Genomic DNA, 18,185 nt, shown 5'->3' on the forward strand with positions numbered 1-18,185 from the left:
CTAAGGCGCGGGAATGCTTCTCGCCATCGACGCCGGAAACACCAATATCGTGTTCGCGCTGGTGGATTCCGGCGCCATTCGCGCGCGGTGGCGGATTGCAACCGACGTGAGGCGGACGGCGGACGAATATTCGGTCTGGCTTCATCAATTGCTCCAGCTCGAAGGCCTGTCGAAGGACGCCGTGGACGCGGTCATCATCGGAACCGTCGTCCCGCGCGCCACGCACAACCTCGAAGTCCTCGCCGGCAAATATTTCGGCGTGAAGGCCCTGATCGCGGGGCAGGGCGAAGCAGCCTGGCCGATCCCGCTGGAAGTGGACGAGCCACAAAGCGTCGGCGCGGACCGGGCGCTCAATGCGATGGCCGGTCATGCGAAATATCCCGGCGATCTGATCGTCGTCGATTTCGGGACCGCGACGACGTTCGACCTCGTCGGCTCGAGCGGAGCCTATAAAGGCGGGATCATCGCCCCCGGAATCAACCTGTCGATCGATGCCTTGGTCAACGCCGCCGCAAAGCTTCCGCGGATCGCTATCGAAACGCCGGAGGATGACAGCGTCATCGGCCGCACGACCGAGCGCCAGATGCTTATCGGCATCTACTGGGGCTATGTGGCGATGATGGAGGGACTGATCGCGCGGCTCAGGAAAGAAGTGGGCGGCAAGGTCACGGTTATTGGCACCGGGGGTCTCGCCGACCTCTTTGACAAGCGCACCGAGGTGTTTGACGCGGTTGAACCGGACTTAACGATCCAGGGGTTGAATCTCCTCTACGAGCAGATCGCAGCAGGCGAATGATTCCAGGAGAAGAACTGCTGTTTTGCGCGCTCGGCGGGTCGGGCGAGATCGGCATGAACGTCAATCTCTACGGCTGCCGCGGCGAGTGGCTGATGGTCGACCTCGGCCTGACCTTTGCCGACACCCAATATCCAGGAATCGACCTGATCCTTCCCGAGCTGGAGTTCATCGAGCAGCAGCAGGACCGGCTCGCTGGGATCATCCTCACCCACGGTCACGAAGACCATATCGGCGCGCTGCCCTATCTCGCCGAGGACCTGAAGGTCCCGCTTTACGCGACCCCGTTCACCGCGGGCCTGATCGCCTCGAAGCTCGAGGAAGAGGGGCTTACCGGCCACGTACCGCTCCACATCATCGACCGTGAAGGCGAGGTCGAGCTCGGCCCGTTCAAGGTGCGCTACGTCGCTCTCGCCCACTCGATTCCCGAGGGCAACGGCGTGTGCATCGACACGCCTTACGGGCGGATCTTCCACACCGGCGACTGGAAGATCGACGAGACCCCTGTGCTGGGCGAACCGTCGAGCGCCGAGACTCTGCAGCGGATCGGCGATGAAGGCGTGCTGGCGCTGGTGTGCGATTCCACCAACGTGTTTCAGGACCAGTCTTCAGGGTCGGAGGCGGGAGTTCACGTCGGGCTCCGAAGCGAAGTCGAGAAGGCGAAAGGCCGGGTCCTCGTCACCACCTTCGCCTCCAACGCCGCGCGGCTGAAGACGATTGGCGAAGTGGCCCTGGATACCGGCCGCCAGGTCTGCGTGGCCGGCCGCTCGCTCGACAGGATCCTCAATGTCGCGCAGGCGACCGGCTATCTTCTCGACTTCCCGCCCAGGCTATCGTTCGAAGAGGCGATGCGGCTTCCCCGCAGCGAGGTGCTGATTATCGCCACCGGCGGGCAGGGCGAGCCGCGGGCGGCGCTTGGGCGGATCGCGACCGGCAATCACGAGCTGAAGCTGGCCGAGGGCGACACGGTGATCTTCTCGTCGAAGATCATCCCCGGAAACGAGATCGCGATCGGCCGGATCATGAACGCTTTGTCCGACCTTGCGGTGAACATCGTGACCGAGAAGCAGGCGCACGTTCACGTCTCCGGTCACCCGGGACGGCCGGAGCTTGCTGCCATGTACGACTGGATCCGTCCGGAGATCATCGTTCCCGTTCACGGCGAAGCCCGGCACCTTGCGGAACAGGCTCGTTTCGCCCGGGCACACGGGGTTCCGAAGGCGGTCGTCCAGAAGAATGGCGACGTCATCCGGCTGGCGCCGGGCGATCCTAAGAAGATCGACGAGATCCGGGTCGGCCGCCTCGTCCTTGATGGCGACGTGATCCTTCCCGCCGATGGCGCCACGGTCACCGAGCGTCGGCGAATCAGCGTCGGCGGCCTGATCACCGTCGCTCTTCCGCTCGACTCCAAGGGACGCCTCGCCGGAACTCCGCACATCCGGCCGTTCGGGGTGCCGGTGGAGGAGGATCGCGATGACTTCGTCGCCGACGCCACCGACTCCGCCAAGCGCGCGTTCGACCCGTCCGCCGACGAGGAGAAGATGCGCGAGGCGGTACGCCTTGCCGTGCGTCGCTGCGCGACTGCCTGGACCGGCAAGAAGCCGATCGTCGAAGTCATGGTCCTGAGGGTCGAGATGGCATGAGGTGGACGTCGCTCGTTGCCATCTACTTCCTGTTCGTCGTCGCCAGCGCCTTCATCATGCTCCCGTTCGGGGTGAAGACGGACGAAGAAGTGGGCAATGAGCTTGTCCCGGGGCAGGCGAGAAGCGCCCCGCACCGCTTCAGGCTCGGGCGACACCTGCTGCGCGCTGCCGTTCTCGCGGCGGTCCTGACGGCGCTCTACGACCTTAATTACATCTACGGTTGGATAACTCCGGACGATCTCGACCTGTACCGGCGGATCGTCGGTTAGCGGCGGCGATCCAACGCGTCCGACAGCGCGGCATAAAGTTTCCCCGTATCCGACGACATCAGCGTAACGGCCATTACTCCGCCTTCACGCTCCGCCATCACGCGGCGAAGCATCGCCTCGAAATCGTGGATGTAGCGGTTCACCGACTGCTGGAACTCGCCGTCGGATTCGTAATGGGCACGGATCGCCCGGGCTTCGCTCGAGCCGATCAGCCGCGCCGCGCGCCTGGTGAACACTCCGCGGTCGCCCTTCAGATAGGCTTCCCACGCTTTCTCATCGACCTCATCGGACAGGATCTTGCCGACGTCGATGGACGCCGAGTGCATCGAATCGATTAGCAGCGAAACGCGCCTGGCGAAGGCCTCGCTGTCCGCCTCCCGCCGCTCGTCGTTCTGCTTCTCGATATGCTGCTCGAGTGCGGTCGCGCTCTGCCCGAGCACAAGCATCTGGTGGGTCAGCCGGTCGGTCGCTCCGCGCGCGGATTCGACGGCCCTGGCTGCGACGACTTCGACGTCGCGAAGCCGCCCCTCGACGCTTTCGCGAATGACCCGCTCCAGCGCTTCGCGAGTGGCCTCGCTGAAGCCCTCGGCGCTTTCGGGAATGACGGCAGCGATCGCTTCGCGCGCGCGCTCGGCTGCCTGCGCTGCGGCCTCGCGGACCTGCACCATGGCCTGGACCAGGCCGGGGCCGGTTTCGTTAGTCAGCTGCGCGGCTTCCACCTGTGCAGCCGACAAAGCGGTCGCAAGGTTCGCAAGGCTTTCCTGCGCGCCGCCGACGCCCTCATCGAGCGTTCCCAATAGCGCTGACAGCCTGTCCTGCTGTTCCGCGATTGCCGAGCGGCTCGATTCGATTCGCTCGCTCGCATCGCGAGCGGCATCGCGGATCCATTCGATCTCCGGCCGAACCGAGCGAGTGGAATTGAGAAGATAGTCGGTCTGTCCGCCCGCTTCCTCCAGCGCGCCGGTCAGCTGCGCTCGAACCGTCGCCGAAAGCCGCTCGACCGCCGCCTGTAGCGCCTGGCTGCGCTGCGCCAGCCCTTCGAGCGACTGGTGCTGCGCACCGGTCTGCTCGTCCAGCGCGTCGAGTTCGGCCCGCGAACGGCCGATGGCTTGCAAGAACCGTCCGGAACGTTCGTCGCCGGCGTCCGCAAGCGCGGCAAACCTCTGGTCAAGCTCGCCGAGCGCTCGGTCGATCTCCGCGACCATCCGCTGCGATGTCCGCTCCTGTTCGGCAACCCGGCTAGTCAGGCTGTCGAGCGCGGTGTTCGCGGCATCCACATTGCCGCCGAGCGCCTGGGCAGCGTCGACTCCGGCGCGCCCGATTCCGGCCGAAGCCTGCTCGACCAGCGCGGTAACCGCCTGGGCCTGGATGTCGATGCCGGTCCTGATCTCCTCAAGGGTCGCTCCGGTCCGGTCGAGGAGCGCGTCCACGATCGACGAGAAACCCGTTTCCGCTTCGCCCACTCGCACTGCCGCCGCTGCTCCGGCGCTTTCGATATGGGTGAGGTGCGCGACCAGCCGCTGCGAGGCGGCGGAGACGATCTCGTCGGCTTCGCGGCTACGGTCGGCAAGCGCCGCAAGCTGCTGGTCGAATTCAGCTGTCCGGGCGGCCGTTTCCGCCGCCGCGCCGCGAAGCTGTTCGGAGATGGATTTCGCGTGCACTTCCGCTTTCGGAAGGTCTTCGAGAAGCACAGCAATGTCCGTCCGCGCCGCCTCGGCCGCGCGGTCCAGAGCTTCGCCGTGCCGCGACAGCCGGTCGGTACTCGAATCGAATTCGCGGGTGATTCCGCCAAGCTTGTCGGTCGCCTTGTCGCCGAGCTGCATCAGATGCTCGCTAATCATCGTCAGCTCGGAGTTGCTGTCGTTGATGCGCCGCGACAGGACGTGAAGAAGGCTCTCGAGCGAGCGCGCCTCGGTTCGCATGGTCACGACCGAGCGGGTGAAGCGCTCGGCCTCCTTGCGGCGGGTGCGGCCGAACATCAGCCAGACGAGGCCGAGAAGCGCCAGCGGGCCGGTCGCGACCGCCACCCATTGGGCCACCGCCGGCGAGGCAAGCGACCCGTTGCCAAGCACTCGGCCCGCCGACCATGCGGTGAACGCCGTCCAGCCGATCGCGAGCAGGATGAGTACGGTGGCGAGTACCGTTCGACCCCCGGCGGTTGCCGGCGAGTCGTCCGACCGGCTTTCCTCCCATTGCATCTGGTCGAAGCCTGCGGCCGGAGCGCTCTGGTCGCTCTCGTCCAGCGGGACCTCCGTCTCCGGATGGTCCGGAGAGGCGGCGTTCGGGCGGGTTGCGGTCATGTGTGGCAGTTTACCATCTTTGTTCGCTCAAGAAAGCGATTAGAACCGGGTGGAGCAGGACGGCACAGTAGGCCGCCGCAGTGTGGGGGATTGAATGGCTCTGGGTGCGTTGATCGCAGCCTATTCGGAGGACGATTCGGGCTCGCTTCGGGCCCTTCTTCCGATCGCCGGCAGGACCCTTCTCGAATATCAGGTACGCTGCGCCGCCGCCGCGGGAGCCGCTCCGATCGTTGTGATCGTCGAACGCATTCCCATCGCTCTCAACGAGGTGCTTCAGAAGCTCCAGCAGGACGGGCTTCCCGTGGTCACTGTCAGCGATGGAGTCGAAGCCGCCAGCCGTTTTCAGGCGGGGGAGCTGATCCTGATGGTCGCCGACGGCCTTGCTCCGCCGCCCGAGCTGCTCGCCGCGATCGCCGAAGAAGAAGAGCCGACGATCGTCACCGTTCCCGACGATTCCGGGCACGAGAAGTTCGAGCGGATCGACGCAGTGAGCCGCTGGGCAGGAGTCGCGCTGGTCGATTCCGCGACCGTCGGCGCAACCGCGTCGATGCTAGGCGACTGGGACCTTCAATCGACTCTTCTCCGGCGGAGTCTTCAGGGCGGCGCCCGGCTGGTGCCGATCGCAGCCGGGGTCGGCGACCCGCTCCTGGCAGAGACGAGCGGCGACCTGGCCGATTTGGAGCGGCATTTGATCGTCGCCTCGCGCGGATCGAGGCGAGATTGGGCAAGCCGGTACGTTCTTCCCCTCGTAGAGGAGCTGGCCACCGAAAAGCTGATCGAAACCCGGGTCCGGCCCGACAACCTCCTTCAGGCGGCGGTCCTGTTGTCTGTAGGCGCCACGGTCGCATTCGCGACGGGCTGGCTATGGACCGGCCTACTGCTGCTCGTCCTCACCACGCCGCTGCCCCTCATCGCACGAAGACTGGCTGCGCTGAGGCTGAAGCCGATGCCTTCGCGGTCGCTCACCCGGCGGCTGCTTTGGCCCGCGGCGGGGGCCGCGCTGATCGCACTCGGCTGGTGGCAGGCTGGGCACGGCTCAGGCTGGGGTGCGCTGTTTGCCGCCGCCACTGCCGCGGCTCTTGCCGAAGCGGCGCGGGTGGAAAGCGGAAAGCTGGAGATTCCAGGCGGCATCTGGCTGCTGTCGCGCCGCAACGCGATCCTAGCCGCTTTGCCCTTCGCGGCGTTCGGCGCATGGACCGCCTACCTGCTCGCGCTCGCGGTCTACGCCGGGGTGAGCTTTTTCCTCGTCCAGCACATCAACCATCGATTGGCACCCGGTTGACGGCACGTTAACTGGATCGGGTTAAATCGAGGTACGATGGTGCCCGTCGAATGGCCGATTGCCGCCGCCGGCGAAGGTGGTGGGCGTGATCCCGCACGCGTTGCGGGCCGTGTCCGGCTGCGCACTGCGCGAACCGACTTCTTCCTCGATCCAAGTGCGCGCCTGACGGAACAGGAACGGGCGCTGATGACCGGCATGCTGACCGGCCTCGTCGATTCCGTCGCCGACGAGTTCCGAGTCATCCTCGCCGGGGCGGAGCCCGCCAATGACGACGGCGAGCAGCTGTTTGACTCGCTCCGCTCGTCCGGCCTCCTCGACATCCCGGACCTGATCCATCTGTTGCTTCGAAGGGCGGAGGAGGAGCGCGTGTCGACCGCGCTTCGCTCCGGTGTCGGAACTGGAAAGCTGCGTTTCCTCCAGTCCTTGGTGAGCGACGACGATTCTGAGGTTTCAGCCGCCGCAATGGCGCTCATTTTGGCGCGCGGCAGGCGCCGCGACCGCTTTGACGGGCCGCGGATCATCTTCGACGACCTGTCCGCCGAGGCTGCGGCCTCGCTGGTCAACGCGATCGCGGCCGCTCTTCGCATGGACCTGTTCATGCGACTGTCGGAAGGCGAGGCCGACGAACGCCTGGCATCTGCCGCTCAGTCAGTCCTGTCGCGCCACGACGAGGGCAATCGCCTCGAGGCGCGGCTGTTCGACCTGGCGCACGCGCTCGATCGCTCGAGCCGACTCGACGAAAAAGTGATCCTCTCCTGCCTCCACGAAGGCGAGGCATCCCTCCTCGCCGAAGTGCTCGGTCGTCGTTCGGGAATCGGGCTGGACGATTCATGGGAACTCCTGACCGCGGGCTACGGCAAGCTTGCCCTGCTCCTGCGCCTCGGCGGCGTTTCGCGCTCCATCGCCGGCGAGATCATCGCCCGTCTGGCTGAGCTCTCCGGAAGCGATCCGGAATCGGAAATCATCGCCTTCGACTCGATGGCGGAAGAGGAGGTCGACCGGGCCCGCGGCTGGCTTCGACTCGATCCGGCCTATCGAAGCGCGATCGACTCACTGGCGGTGGACAATGGCCAGCGCACCGTCTGACCCGAAGCCGGTCCTCGGCCGGGTCGATGGACTCGGCCGGCTGGTCGCCGCGGATCCGGAACTCGAGCGGCTCCAGTCGGAAGCTGGCTCGAAGCTCGGGGCGTCGCTGGCCCTTCCGCAATTGGCTGCGATCGTACGCGTTGCTCAGCGCCTTCGAATCCCGATCTCGCGGCGGGTCCTGGCTGCAGGGCGGGATCAGGACGTCGATATGTGGGTCCGCGCCGTGCCCGAGGGTGAGGAAGTCGCGCTGACCATCGAGCGCTGGAGCGCTCGTCCGGCGTCCGCGCCGCGCCTCGCGGCAATCGCCTCGGCCGAGGATGAAAAGCTCCTTCCCGAGGCGCTCAGCTGGGCGGTGGACGATCAACTTCGGCTGCTTTCGGTCAGCCCGCCGCTCGCCGAGTTGCTGGGGTGCGAGCTGGCGGAGGCCGCTGGCCAGCCATTGACGAGGCTGTTTCGCCTTCACGAAGGCGGCGACGGCGAGATGCCTCTCCTGGACGCTTTGGCTTGCCGCACGGGCTTCAGCGGCCAGCGGGTCCAGATTCGCGATGGCCATGCCGAGCTGATCCTCAGCGGCTCGGTGGCACTCGCCGCCGACGGATCGTTCGCCGGTTTTGAGGGCTCTGCTGTTGCCACGCATGCGCCGGCAGCGGGAGCGGGTGCGCCCGTTCTCGACGGAGCGATCCAGACCGCCCTTCGCTCTCCGCTCGACCGGATTGTCCAGTCGGCGACCGAGATGAGCCAGGCCGATGGCGAGCCGGTCAGCGAGGGCTATTCGGCCTACGCGTCCGACATTGCCACCGCGGCCCGGCACCTGCTTTCGGTGATCCGCTCGCTTGGCGAGCAGGCGCAGGTCAATGGAGTGGGCGAGATCGACCTCGTCGAGCTCACGTCGGAAGCGCTGGCGCTGATCGAATCTGCGGCCAATGAGCGCCGGATCGTCATCGGCGTGCAGCCGACGGACCGGCTAGTCGCACGCGGCGAGTCCCGAAGCGTTATCCAGATCCTCGTGAACCTGATCGGCAATGCGGTTCGCTACGCGCCCGAAGACAGCGCCGTCACCGTCTCGTTCGAGCAGTCTGGACATGCAGCTTTCGTCCATGTCGCGGACGAAGGGCCGGGAATCCCCTTGAACGACCAGGAGAGGATCTTCGAGGCGTTCCAGAAAGGCAATGAGGGCGGGGAGGGCAGCGGCCTCGGCCTTGCCATCGCCCGGCGCCTTGCCAGGGCAATGAACGGCGAGGTCCAGCTTCAGAGCGAGGCCGGCTCGGGCTCGCGCTTCACGCTCGTCCTGCCCGCCGCCTGAGCGGCTAGCGCTTCTCGACGGGAATGTAGTCGCGCTGTGGTGCGCCGACGTACAGCTGCCTTGGACGTCCGATCTTCTGCTCGGGGTCGGAGATCATCTCGTTCCACTGCGCCACCCAGCCGACCGTCCGCGCAAGCGCGAACAGGGCGGTGAACATGTCGGTCGGGAAGCCGATCGCATTGAGGATGACGCCCGAGTAGAAGTCGACGTTCGGATAGAGCTTCTTCTCGATGAAATATTCGTCGCTGAGGGCGATCCGCTCGAGCTCCTTGGCGACGTCGAGAACGGGATCGGACTTGCCGAGCTCCTTCAGCACCTCGTCCGCCGTCGCCTTCATCACCTTCGCGCGCGGGTCGAAATTCTTGTAGACCCGGTGGCCGAAGCCCATCAGCCGGAACGGGTCGTTCTTGTCCTTGGCCCGGGCGATATATTGCGGGATGTTCTCGGGCTTTCCGATTTCGCGAAGCATGTTGAGCGCGGCTTCGTTGGCGCCGCCGTGCGCAGGCCCCCACAGGCAGGCGATTCCAGCGGCGATGCAGGCGAACGGGTTGGCGCCCGACGATCCGGCCAGCCGCACCGTCGAGGTCGACGCATTCTGCTCATGGTCGGCGTGGAGGATAAAGATCCGCCGCATCGCATTTTCGATGATCGGGTTGACCACATAGGGCTCGGCCGGGACGCCGAAGGTCATCCGCAGGAAATTGCCGGTGTAGCTCAACGAGTTGTCGGGATAGAGGAACGGCTGCCCGACGGAATATTTGTGCGCCATCGCCACCAGCGTCGGCATCTTCGCGATCAGCCGGTGGGAAGCGATCATCCTCTGCTCGGGGTCGGTGATGTCGGTGCTGTCGTGGTAGAAAGCAGACAGTGCGCCGACCGCTCCGCACATGATCGCCATCGGGTGCGCGTCACGCCGGAAGCCGCGGAAGAAGGTCAGCATCTGCTCGTGCACCATTGTGTGCCGCGAGATGGTGTAGCTGAAGGTTTCGAGCTCCTTCCTGGCAGGAAGCTCGCCGTGCAGAAGGAGGTAGGCGACCTCCATGAAGCTCGAATTTTCGGCGAGCTGGTCGATGGGGTAGCCGCGATGAAGGAGGATTCCCTTCTCGCCGTCGATATAGGTGATCGCGCTCTGGCAGCTCGCCGTCGACGTGAAGCCGGGGTCGTAGGTGAACATACCCGTCTGGCCGTAGAGCTTGCGTATGTCGATGACCTCTGGGCCGACGGAGCCCTCCAGGACAGGATAGGCCTGATCCCCCTTCGGAAGTTTGAAGGTGACTTCGTCGGTCATTCGTTTGGCTCCACGATCTGGTCTTGTATTCTGTTCAGGCTTTCGCCCTGCCCCAGCAGGGCCAGCACGTCAAAAATGCCCGGGCTGGTCGCCCGCCCGGTAAGCGCCGCTCTAAGCGGCTGGGCGAGCTTTCCAAGCTTCACGCCCTCTTGCTCCGCAACTTCGCGGATGCACTGCTCGAGGCCATCGTGATCCCAACTTCCGAGCTTTGACAGCGCTCCATGCGCGGCGGCTAAAAGCTTGCGCGCGTCGCCGTCGAGGAGTGCGGCCGCGGCCGGATCCATATCCAGCGGGCGCTTGTCGAACAGGAACCGCGCCGCATCCGCGAGCTGGTTGAGCGTCTGCGCGCGGGCCTTGAGCTCGGGCATCGCACGAACAAGCAGGTCGCGCTGGTCCGAGGTGAGGGCTCCGAGCCTCGGCGCGACCAACTGCGCGAGCCGGCCATCGTCCGCCTCGCGCATGTAATGGCCGTTCAAATTCTCGAGCTTCTTGAAATCGAAACGCGAAGGCGACTTGCCGACGTGCGCGAGGTCGAACCATTCGACTGCCTGGTCGCGGCTGATGATTTCGTCGTCGCCGTGACCCCAGCCGAGCCGAAGCAGGTAATTGGAAACCGCTTCAGGTAGCAGCCCCAGTTCGTCGCGGTAAGAATCGACACCCAGTGCGCCGTGGCGCTTCGACAGCTTCGCTCCGTCGGCGCCGTGGATCAACGGCACGTGCGCATAGATCGGCTCCGGCCAGCCCATGGAGCGGATGATCGCGAGCTGCCGGAACGCGTTGTTGAGATGATCGTCGCCGCGGATCACGTGCGTGATTCCCATGTCATGGTCGTCGACCACCACCGCTAGCATGTAGGTCGGCGTTCCGTCGGAGCGCAGCAGCACGAAATCGTCGATTTCCGCATTCTGGACCGCGACGCGCCCCTGAACCCGGTCCTCGATCACCGTCTCGCCGTCCTGCGGCGCCTTCAGCCTGATGACGAAGGGTTCGCCGTCGGGTCCGTCGCTCCGCTCGCGCCAGGGGCTGCGGATCCGGAATGGGCGCCGTTCCTCCTGTGCCTTCGCCCGCTCGGCGGCCAGCTCATCCTGGCTCATGTAGCAACGGTAAGCGTGCCCGCGGTCGAGCATCTTGTGGGCAATCTCGGCATGGCGAGCCCAGAATTGCGACTGGTAATATTCGTGCCCGTTCCAATCGAGGCCGAGCCAGCGCATCCCGTCGAGGATGGCGTCGATCGCCTCCTTGGTGGAACGCGCCTTGTCGGTGTCTTCGATCCGAAGCAGGAACTTGCCGCCGTGATGGCGGGCGAACAGCCAGTTGAACAGCGCGGTTCGAGCGCCGCCGATGTGAAGGAATCCGGTCGGCGACGGCGCGAACCTTGTCACCACCGGCTGAGAACTACCGCTTGCGCTCAAGCGCGCTTTCCTCTTTTTTCGTTGTGCAATGCAATGGACGAGCGCCCCTAACATAGAGGGTGCGCCTCTTCCACAGCGGGCTCGGGGCTATTGGGAGGAGCGCTTTCGCGCTGGCCGGGAAAGGGTTGAAGCCCTTCTCGAGGCCGAGCGCGCGCAGCTGCCGCCGTGGGCGGTGGTCGGCTTCGGCGCGGGCATCGCCTGCTGGTTCGCGCTGGGTTCCCGAACCGAATGGCTCGCGCTCCTCGCAATAGCTTCCGGAGTGGCTATCGCCGGCTTCACCGTCGGCGGCGGCAGGGCCGAGCGCGCGGCCGGATGGTTCGCCCTGATGATGGCCCTGGGCTGCGGCCTGATCTGGATTCGCTCCGAGCGAGTCGCAGCGCCCCGCATCGATCGCCCGCTCGTCTCTACCTTCAACGGTCTGATCGAGCGTGTTGAGCCTCGGGTGGCAAAGGGCGACGTTCGGCTAACGCTCGCTCCGACCGATCCTTCGCTTCCGCCCAGGGTACGGGTCTCGGTCAAGGCAGACTCATTTCCGCAGGGCCTGACGAGCGGCGCGCGAATCGCCGTCCGCGCCCGCCTGGCTCCGCCGCCGCCGATGGTTCTGCCGGGAACCTACGATTTCGCGCGCGATCTCTGGTTTCAGCGCATCGGTGGCGTCGGCAAGGCGCTGGGACCGGTCGAGGTGCTGGCGCCGGGAAGATCCGACGGTCTCGACGGCGTCCGCGATCAGCTCGGCCGGCACATCCGCGAGCGCTTGCCGGGCCCTTCCGGCGGAATCGCCACGGCGCTTGCAACGGGCGACCAGAACGCGGTCGGCGAGGACGATGCCGACGCCATGCGAAGGAGCGGCCTGACGCATTTGCTGTCGGTCAGCGGCCTCCACATCGCCGCGGTCATCGCCGCAGCCATGTTGCTGACCCTGAAGTTGCTGGCACTGTCGGAGCGGCTGGCACTTAGGTTCAACCTGGTGCTGGTCGCCGCTGCGGCCGGAGCGGTCGCGGGCATCGCCTACACCCTTCTCACCGGCGCCCAGGTTCCGACGGTCAGGAGCTGCATCGTTGCACTGCTCGTGCTGGCGGGAATCGCCCTCGGCCGCGAGGCGCTCAGCATTCGCCTGCTGAGCGTCGCCGCGCTCGCGATCCTGCTTATCAAGCCCGAATCCATCGCCGGCGCGAGCTTCCAGCTCAGCTTCGCCGCGGTCACCGCTATTATCGCCTTGCATTCGACCGGCTGGGCCCGCCGTACCTTCATGAGGCGCGACGAAGGCCCGTTCGCGCGGCTTGGCCGGGCACTCCTGGCGATGACGGCGACCGGCCTTGCAGTCGAGCTCACCCTGATTCCGCTCGCGCTCTACCATTTCCACAAGGCCGGCCTGTACGGGATCGGCGCGAACCTGGTCGCGATCCCCCTCACTACCTTCGTCATCATGCCGCTGGAGGCCGCATCGCTCCTGCTCGACCTGGTCGGGCTGGGCGCGCCTTTCTGGTACCTCACCGGTCTTTCTATCCAGTTCCTGCTGTGGCTCGCGCACTGGGTCGGAAGCGCCAGCGGAGCCGTCGCCACGCTCGCGTCGATGCCGGGTTGGGCCTTCGCTTTTATGATCGCCGGCGGATTGTGGCTGGCGATGTGGAACGGGCGAGTGCGCCTGCTTGGGCTCGTCCCGGTCGCTCTCGGGGCGACCGGAGCGGCGCTGGCGCCTTCGCCCGACCTGCTGGTGACCGGCGACGGCAAGCATCTCGCGGTCGTCGAGAGCGACGGCGCCCCGCGAATCCTTCGCAGCCGAACCGGCGATTTCATCCGCGACGTCTTTGCCGAGACCGCGGGCTTCGACGGCGATCCGCTGGTTCTCGAGGAAGCGCCGTTCGCGAACTGCTCGCGCGACTCCTGCGTCGCCGACGTGATGAGGGAAGGGCGGACGTGGCGAGTACTCGCGACCCGCTCGACCGCCTCGATCGCCTGGCGCGACCTCGTCCGCTCCTGCGCGGCTTCAGACATCGCCGTATCGGACCGCTGGCTTCCGCGCAGTTGCAGTCCCAGATGGCTCAAGCTCGATCGGGACTCGCTCGGTCGCACCGGCGGCGTTGCGATTTATCTCCGGGGGGCGCCGCGCGTGGTCACCGTGTCGAGCCAGCTTGGCCAGCACCCGTGGGCGCCTGCGCCGCCATCTGCTATGCGGTCGCGAAAGCGAGGGAGGTGAAATTTCATGCCACAATATGTGATCGAGCGTGACATGCCGGGTGTCGGGAAGCTCGGGGTACCCGATCTCAAGAACGCGTCCCAGACGAGCTGCAACGTGCTTCGTGACCTCGGCCCCACGATCCAGTGGGTCCACAGCTATGTGACCGACGACAAGATCTACTGCGTCTACCGCGCTCCCAACGAGGAGATTATCCGCGAGCATGCGCAGCGCGGCGGCTTCCCCGCCAACAAGATTTCCGAGGTCAGAAGCGTCATCGACCCGACGACGGCGGAATAAGCTAGAGCTCGCTCCACACGGCGAGCTCGCTTCCCGACGGATCGATAAAGTGAAACCTCCGTCCGCCGGGAAAGGAGAAGATGGGCTTGGCTATCACTCCGCCGGCCTTGCTCACGGCGTCGAACACCGCCTCGAGGTCCGCGACCCGGATGACGGGCAGCGGTGCCGAGATCGAATCGTCCGGCTGGCCGTTCAGCCCGACGTCCACGTCGCCAGTGGTCGTCGCTGAATAATCCGGCCCGTAATCGGTGAAAGTCCAGCCGAACGCTTTCGAATAGAAAGCCCGGGTGAACTCGTGCGCGGTCGCGCTCGGAAGCTCGACATAGTCGATCCTGGGATCGGCCATCGTCAGTAGCGCCGGATCAGGCCGCTCAGGCGTCCCTGGATCTGGACACGGCCCTCCTCGTAGCGCTGCGGCTCATAGCGCGAATTGGCGGGGTCCAGCCGGATCACCTGTCCTTCGCGCCGGTACGTCTTGAGCGTCGCTTCCTCATTGTCGATTAGGGCGACGACGATCTCCCCGTCGCGGGCGGTATCCACCTTCCTGATCAGCGCGAAATCTCCGTCGAGGATTCCCTCCTCAACCATCGAATCGCCCGAGACTTCGAGCGCGTAATGCTCGCCCGGCCCCAGAAGCGCAGCCGGAACCGCAAAGCCTTCGGTGCCCTGCAGGGCCTCGATCGGAGTGCCTGCCGCGATTCGTCCGTGCAGCGGGATTTCGATCGTGTCGTTCGCTGCCACCGGAGTGACCGGCCTCGGCGTCATAGGCGCCGGCGCACTCGACTCGGGGAGCTTCACCACCTCGAGAGCACGCGCCCGATTGGCTAGCCGCCGAATGAACCCGCGCTCCTCAAGAGCCGAAATAAGCCTGTGCACGCCGGACTTGGACTTGAGTGCGAGCGCCTCGCGCATCTCGTCGAAGCTCGGGCTGACGCCTGTTTCGCCAAGTCGCTGGTTGACGAAGAGGAGAAGCTCGCGTTGCTTTGCGGTCAGCATTTCCGTGGCCCCCATAGCATGAACAGACAGGGAACGTGTAGGAAACAAATGCCTGCAGGTCAAGCGAGCTGAAGCTTAAAGCGAGCCCGCTGTGATCCGCTTCTTGGTCGCCTGGATCGCCGCTTGGTTCCGCTTGACCCCGACCGCGTTCTTGACTGCCGCCTGGAACTGCTGCGCATATTCCTGCGCCAAGGGCTGCGAGAATTCGTTCTGGACTTCGGTGATCAGCCCCGGCTGGCCGGTAGCGTTGCCGGGCACGATCTTGTCGACCTTGACGACGAAGAAACCGCGGCCCTGCGGGTCTGCGCCGACCTTGGCCGTTCCCGACGCGCTGCTGAACAGCACCCGAAGCGGTGCAGGGACCTTGTCGCCAAGCTCGGACAGCTGGATCCGGCGGGCCCTCATCGGCTGGATGGCCGGAAGCGGCTTGCCTGCGGCCTTCACGGCTTCCGCAAGCGATCCCTTGCCGCGCGCCTTGGCAGCTATCGAGTTCGCGACTGCCTTGGCCTGGGCGAGCGCTTGCCCGCGGATCCAGTCGGTCCTGACCCGGTCCTTGATCGACGCCAGCGGCGCCGGCGCGCTCGACACGATCTGCGCCGGGGAAACCAGCGCAAAGCCCTTGTCGCCGGCGAGCTGCTCGACGACCGGATCGTCCGTCGCCGAAAGCTCGAAGCCGCTCTTGAGCACGGGCACGAGGTCCTCGGGGAACTTGTAGGCTGAGTCGCCGCGCTGGACTCCGCTCGCCGTGATCAGGGGGGTTACCGTCACGGACAGATTCGCCGACTTTACGGTCTCGTCGAAGTTCGCCCCGTCGTCGATCTTGTCCTGCACCTTGTCGACCAGCGTCGCGAGCGCGTCGGCCCGCTTTTCGGCGTTCAGCTTCGCCGCGATCTCGTCGCTCGCCTGGGCCAGCGACTTGCCCGCCTGCGTCTGCGCGGATTCGATCTTGATCACGTGCCAGCCGAGCTCCGACTGGATCGGCCCGATAACCGTGCCGGTCTTGGCTGCAAATGCGGTCGCGGCGACCTTCGCTCCGGCGACGTCGGTGAACTGGTCGCGGGTCTGCGGGCCGAGCTGGACGTCCTGCGCCCCGAGCCCCGCCGGCTTCACCGCGTCGACGAAGCTTTGGCCGGAGCGCGCGCGCTGAGCGATTCCGGCGGCGACCTTCTGGTCCGGCACGACCGCCTGGTCGATCGCCCGAACGTCCTTAGCTCCGTAAACGTCCTGGTGAGCCTTGTAATACGCCTCGATCTCCTGGGGCGTAGCAGAGACACCGGCGAGCTGTTCCGGCCCGATCCTGGCGATCTTCAGCACCCTTTGTTCGGGGACCATGTAGCGCGCCCGGTTGGCGGAATAATATTGCTGGAGCTGCGCGTCGCTCGGGTTGAGCCCTGCAGCGAACGCCTCGATCGGGATCAGCGCCACCTGGCCCTCCCGCTGCTCGAGAAGCATCGAAGCATAAGGCGTGGCGACCCCGATCGGCACCCGGGCATTGTTCGCCACGGGCGTTACCAACAGCTGCTGAAGCAAGGTGCCGGAGATGATGTCGCGGACCTCCGCGTCGGTCAGATGCTCGCGGGCGAGGAAGGTCTGGTAGCCCTGGATGCTGACTTCGCCAGCAAGGCCGCGAACGCCCGGAAGCTGCGCGATCTCCTTGTCGATCAGGCGCTTGGAAAGGACGAAGCCGTTCTTGGCGGCGAACGCCTGCAGCGACCGAAGCTCGATCAGGCTTTCGAGCAGCGGGTCGAAGTCGGCGGCGAGCTCCGGATAGCCGGCTTCAGGGTTCTGCTGCCGGACCTGGCCAAGGCGCCGCTGCATCGCCGAGCTCATGTCGCGATCGGTGACGCTGCGCGATCCCACTCTTGCCAAGGTGTCACTGCTGAGCCCGCCGCCGCCCAGGCTAACGCTGCTGATATCCCCGGCGGCAAAGCCGATCAGGATCAGAAGGCCGACGATTCCGATGATGGCGGTGCCAATCGTCGACTTGGACATGCTGCGGAAATATCTGAGCATAACGGTTGGCAACTCTCTGGAAAGAAGCGGTTGGCAGCCGCTTTACGGGTGGGCGCTTGCGCCTTCAAGCGGGGCGAGGCTACGGCACCGCGCAAGGAGAGGAAAGGCATGGCACGGACCAAGCTCGTCGTTGGAAACTGGAAGATGTACGGCGTCGGAAGCGATATCGCGGAGATCGAGGCGATCGCCGCTTCTGCCAAAAAATTTCCCCAGGTTGAGACGGGCCTGTGCGTTCCGGCGACGCTGATCGAGCGCGCGGTCCGCGCTGTCCCTGGCTTCCCCATCGGCGCCCAGGACGTGCATTTCGCGGAGAAGGGCGCCCACACGGGCTGCGTGGCCACCGCGATGCTGGTGGACGCAGGTGCGACGATGGCGATCGTCGGCCACTCCGAACGCCGTGATGCGCAGCGTGAGACCGACGACGAGGTGCGGCAGAAGGCGTCCGCGGCGCTCGACGCCGGGCTTCTCACCATCCTGTGCGTCGGCGAATCCCTCACCGTCCGCGAGGCCGGCGATGCAGTGCCGAATGTCGAGCGCCAGCTGGACTCGTCGCTCCCGCGCGGCATCGACGTTTCAAAGCTCGCCCTTGCTTATGAACCCATCTGGGCGATCGGAACGGGACGGACCGCGACGGCAGCCGACATCGGCGAGATGCATTCGGCCCTGCGCCGCAGGCTTCGCGCCGCCTACGGTGACGCCGGAGACGAGATTCGGATCCTTTACGGAGGTTCGGTCAAGCCGATGAACGCGGCCGAGATCTTCTCGGTGAAGGATGTGGACGGTGCTCTCGTCGGCGGAGCCAGCCTCAAGGCTGCGGATTTCGTTCCGATCATCGAAGCTGCGGCGTTGAAAGCCTGAGCCTCACTCGCTAAGTCGCCGCGGCAACAGATAAGGCTTCCCGATGCTCTTCACCTTCCTCCTGATCATCCAGACGATCGTCGCCGCCGCCCTCGTCGGCGTGATCCTCATGCAGCGCTCCGAAGGCGGGGGCCTCGGGGTGGGCGGAAGCTCGTCGGGTTTGATGACTGCTCGCGGAGCCGCGGACTTCCTCACCCGCTCCACCGCGGTCCTCGCCGCACTCTTCATCATCCTCGCGATCGCCCTCTCAGCCATCGCCGGTGTCAGCCGCAAGCCGGCGACGATCGACACGTCGCTCGTCAACCAGACCGCTCCGGCGGTCCCGGCCACAACCACTCCGGTTCCGACCCAGCAGCAGCCCGCGCAACAGCAGCCGGCGACCCCGACGAATGACTCTGCGCCGGCGGTTCCGCTCGCCCAGTAGAAAACTTTTTTCGCTTAACGGGTTGCCCTTGGGGGCACTCGC

General features: G+C 65.8%; 16 protein-coding genes. 10 read left to right on the forward strand and 6 right to left on the reverse strand.

Going from position 1 to position 18,185, the window contains the following annotated elements:
• The first annotated feature begins 13 nt into the window (after positions 1 to 13).
• Genes LZ519_RS01320 through LZ519_RS01330 form a run of 3 tightly spaced genes read left to right on the forward strand, consistent with a single transcriptional unit; the run spans position 14 to position 2,705 of the window.
• On the forward strand, positions 14 to 796 hold the full coding sequence (locus LZ519_RS01320) for a type III pantothenate kinase (RefSeq protein ID WP_249866942.1): 783 nt from the start codon (positions 14 to 16) through the stop codon (positions 794 to 796).
• Positions 793 to 2,436 carry a ribonuclease J gene (locus LZ519_RS01325; protein WP_249866943.1) on the forward strand — a complete coding sequence of 548 codons (1,644 nt, stop codon included), beginning with the start codon at positions 793 to 795 and terminating at the stop codon, positions 2,434 to 2,436. The genes LZ519_RS01320 and LZ519_RS01325 overlap by 4 nt, the downstream gene beginning before the upstream one ends.
• Positions 2,433 to 2,705, forward strand: a complete 273-nt coding sequence (locus LZ519_RS01330) for a DUF1467 family protein (RefSeq protein ID WP_249866944.1) — start codon at positions 2,433 to 2,435, stop codon at positions 2,703 to 2,705. Before LZ519_RS01325 ends, LZ519_RS01330 begins: the two co-directional genes overlap by 4 nt.
• Here the strand turns inward: LZ519_RS01330 and LZ519_RS01335 are convergent.
• On the reverse strand, positions 2,702 to 5,005 hold the full coding sequence (locus tag LZ519_RS01335) for a coiled-coil domain-containing protein (RefSeq protein ID WP_249866945.1): 2,304 nt from the start codon (positions 5,003 to 5,005) through the stop codon (positions 2,702 to 2,704). The two genes, LZ519_RS01330 and LZ519_RS01335, sit on opposite strands and share 4 nt — an antisense overlap.
• A gap of 94 nt (positions 5,006 to 5,099) precedes the next feature.
• On the opposite strand from LZ519_RS01335, the gene LZ519_RS01340 reads away from it, so the two are divergent.
• From LZ519_RS01340 to LZ519_RS01350, 3 genes are read left to right on the forward strand one after another with little or no spacing between them, the layout of a single operon-like run.
• Positions 5,100 to 6,287 carry an NTP transferase domain-containing protein gene (locus LZ519_RS01340; protein ID WP_249866946.1) on the forward strand — a complete coding sequence of 396 codons (1,188 nt, stop codon included), beginning with the start codon at positions 5,100 to 5,102 and terminating at the stop codon, positions 6,285 to 6,287.
• A gap of 36 nt (positions 6,288 to 6,323) precedes the next feature.
• Complete coding sequence (locus tag LZ519_RS01345) at positions 6,324 to 7,373, forward strand: DUF2336 domain-containing protein (protein WP_249866947.1); 1,050 nt, start codon at positions 6,324 to 6,326, stop codon at positions 7,371 to 7,373.
• The gene (locus LZ519_RS01350; RefSeq protein WP_249866948.1) at positions 7,354 to 8,676 is read left to right on the forward strand and encodes a sensor histidine kinase; all 1,323 of its coding nucleotides are present in this window, start codon (positions 7,354 to 7,356) and stop codon (positions 8,674 to 8,676) included. Before LZ519_RS01345 ends, LZ519_RS01350 begins: the two co-directional genes overlap by 20 nt.
• Before the next feature lie 4 nt (positions 8,677 to 8,680).
• On the opposite strand, the gene LZ519_RS01355 is transcribed toward LZ519_RS01350, so the two are convergent.
• Both LZ519_RS01355 and gltX read right to left on the reverse strand, forming a co-directional pair.
• Positions 8,681 to 9,964, reverse strand: a complete 1,284-nt coding sequence (locus tag LZ519_RS01355) for a citrate synthase (protein ID WP_249866949.1) — start codon at positions 9,962 to 9,964, stop codon at positions 8,681 to 8,683.
• Positions 9,961 to 11,376, reverse strand: coding sequence for a glutamate--tRNA ligase (gene gltX / locus LZ519_RS01360; protein WP_431358074.1), 1,416 nt, complete (start codon positions 11,374 to 11,376; stop codon positions 9,961 to 9,963). The genes LZ519_RS01355 and gltX overlap by 4 nt, the downstream gene beginning before the upstream one ends.
• Before the next feature lie 28 nt (positions 11,377 to 11,404).
• Between gltX and LZ519_RS01365 the strand changes: the two genes are divergently transcribed.
• Positions 11,405 to 13,573, forward strand: coding sequence for a ComEC/Rec2 family competence protein (locus LZ519_RS01365; protein ID WP_249866950.1), 2,169 nt, complete (start codon positions 11,405 to 11,407; stop codon positions 13,571 to 13,573).
• Between the two features lie 6 nt (positions 13,574 to 13,579).
• Positions 13,580 to 13,852 carry a DUF4242 domain-containing protein gene (locus LZ519_RS01370; protein WP_249866951.1) on the forward strand — a complete coding sequence of 91 codons (273 nt, stop codon included), beginning with the start codon at positions 13,580 to 13,582 and terminating at the stop codon, positions 13,850 to 13,852.
• Between the two features lies 1 nt (position 13,853).
• On the opposite strand, the gene LZ519_RS01375 is transcribed toward LZ519_RS01370, so the two are convergent.
• The 3 genes from LZ519_RS01375 to LZ519_RS01385 all read right to left on the reverse strand — a co-directional run bounded on the left by LZ519_RS01375 (position 13,854) and on the right by LZ519_RS01385 (position 16,861).
• A complete protein-coding gene (locus LZ519_RS01375) occupies positions 13,854 to 14,198 on the reverse strand; it encodes a VOC family protein (protein WP_249866952.1) in 345 nt (114 codons plus the stop codon).
• Positions 14,199 to 14,200: 2 nt separating this feature from the next.
• Complete coding sequence (lexA, locus tag LZ519_RS01380; protein ID WP_249866953.1) at positions 14,201 to 14,848, reverse strand: transcriptional repressor LexA; 648 nt, start codon at positions 14,846 to 14,848, stop codon at positions 14,201 to 14,203.
• 75 nt (positions 14,849 to 14,923) lie between these two features.
• A complete protein-coding gene (locus tag LZ519_RS01385; RefSeq protein WP_249866954.1) occupies positions 14,924 to 16,861 on the reverse strand; it encodes a peptidylprolyl isomerase in 1,938 nt (645 codons plus the stop codon).
• Positions 16,862 to 16,969: 108 nt separating this feature from the next.
• On the opposite strand from LZ519_RS01385, the gene tpiA reads away from it, so the two are divergent.
• Positions 16,970 to 17,719 carry a triose-phosphate isomerase gene (tpiA, locus tag LZ519_RS01390; RefSeq protein ID WP_249866955.1) on the forward strand — a complete coding sequence of 250 codons (750 nt, stop codon included), beginning with the start codon at positions 16,970 to 16,972 and terminating at the stop codon, positions 17,717 to 17,719.
• A 43-nt stretch (positions 17,720 to 17,762) separates the two neighbouring features.
• Positions 17,763 to 18,143 (forward strand): preprotein translocase subunit SecG, encoded by a 381-nt coding sequence (secG, locus tag LZ519_RS01395; RefSeq protein ID WP_249866956.1) that lies wholly within the window; start codon positions 17,763 to 17,765, stop codon positions 18,141 to 18,143.
• Positions 18,144 to 18,185 lie beyond the last annotated feature (42 nt).

It is taken from the genome of Sphingomonas anseongensis (assembly GCF_023516495.1).
GTDB lineage: Bacteria > Pseudomonadota > Alphaproteobacteria > Sphingomonadales > Sphingomonadaceae > Sphingomicrobium > Sphingomicrobium anseongensis.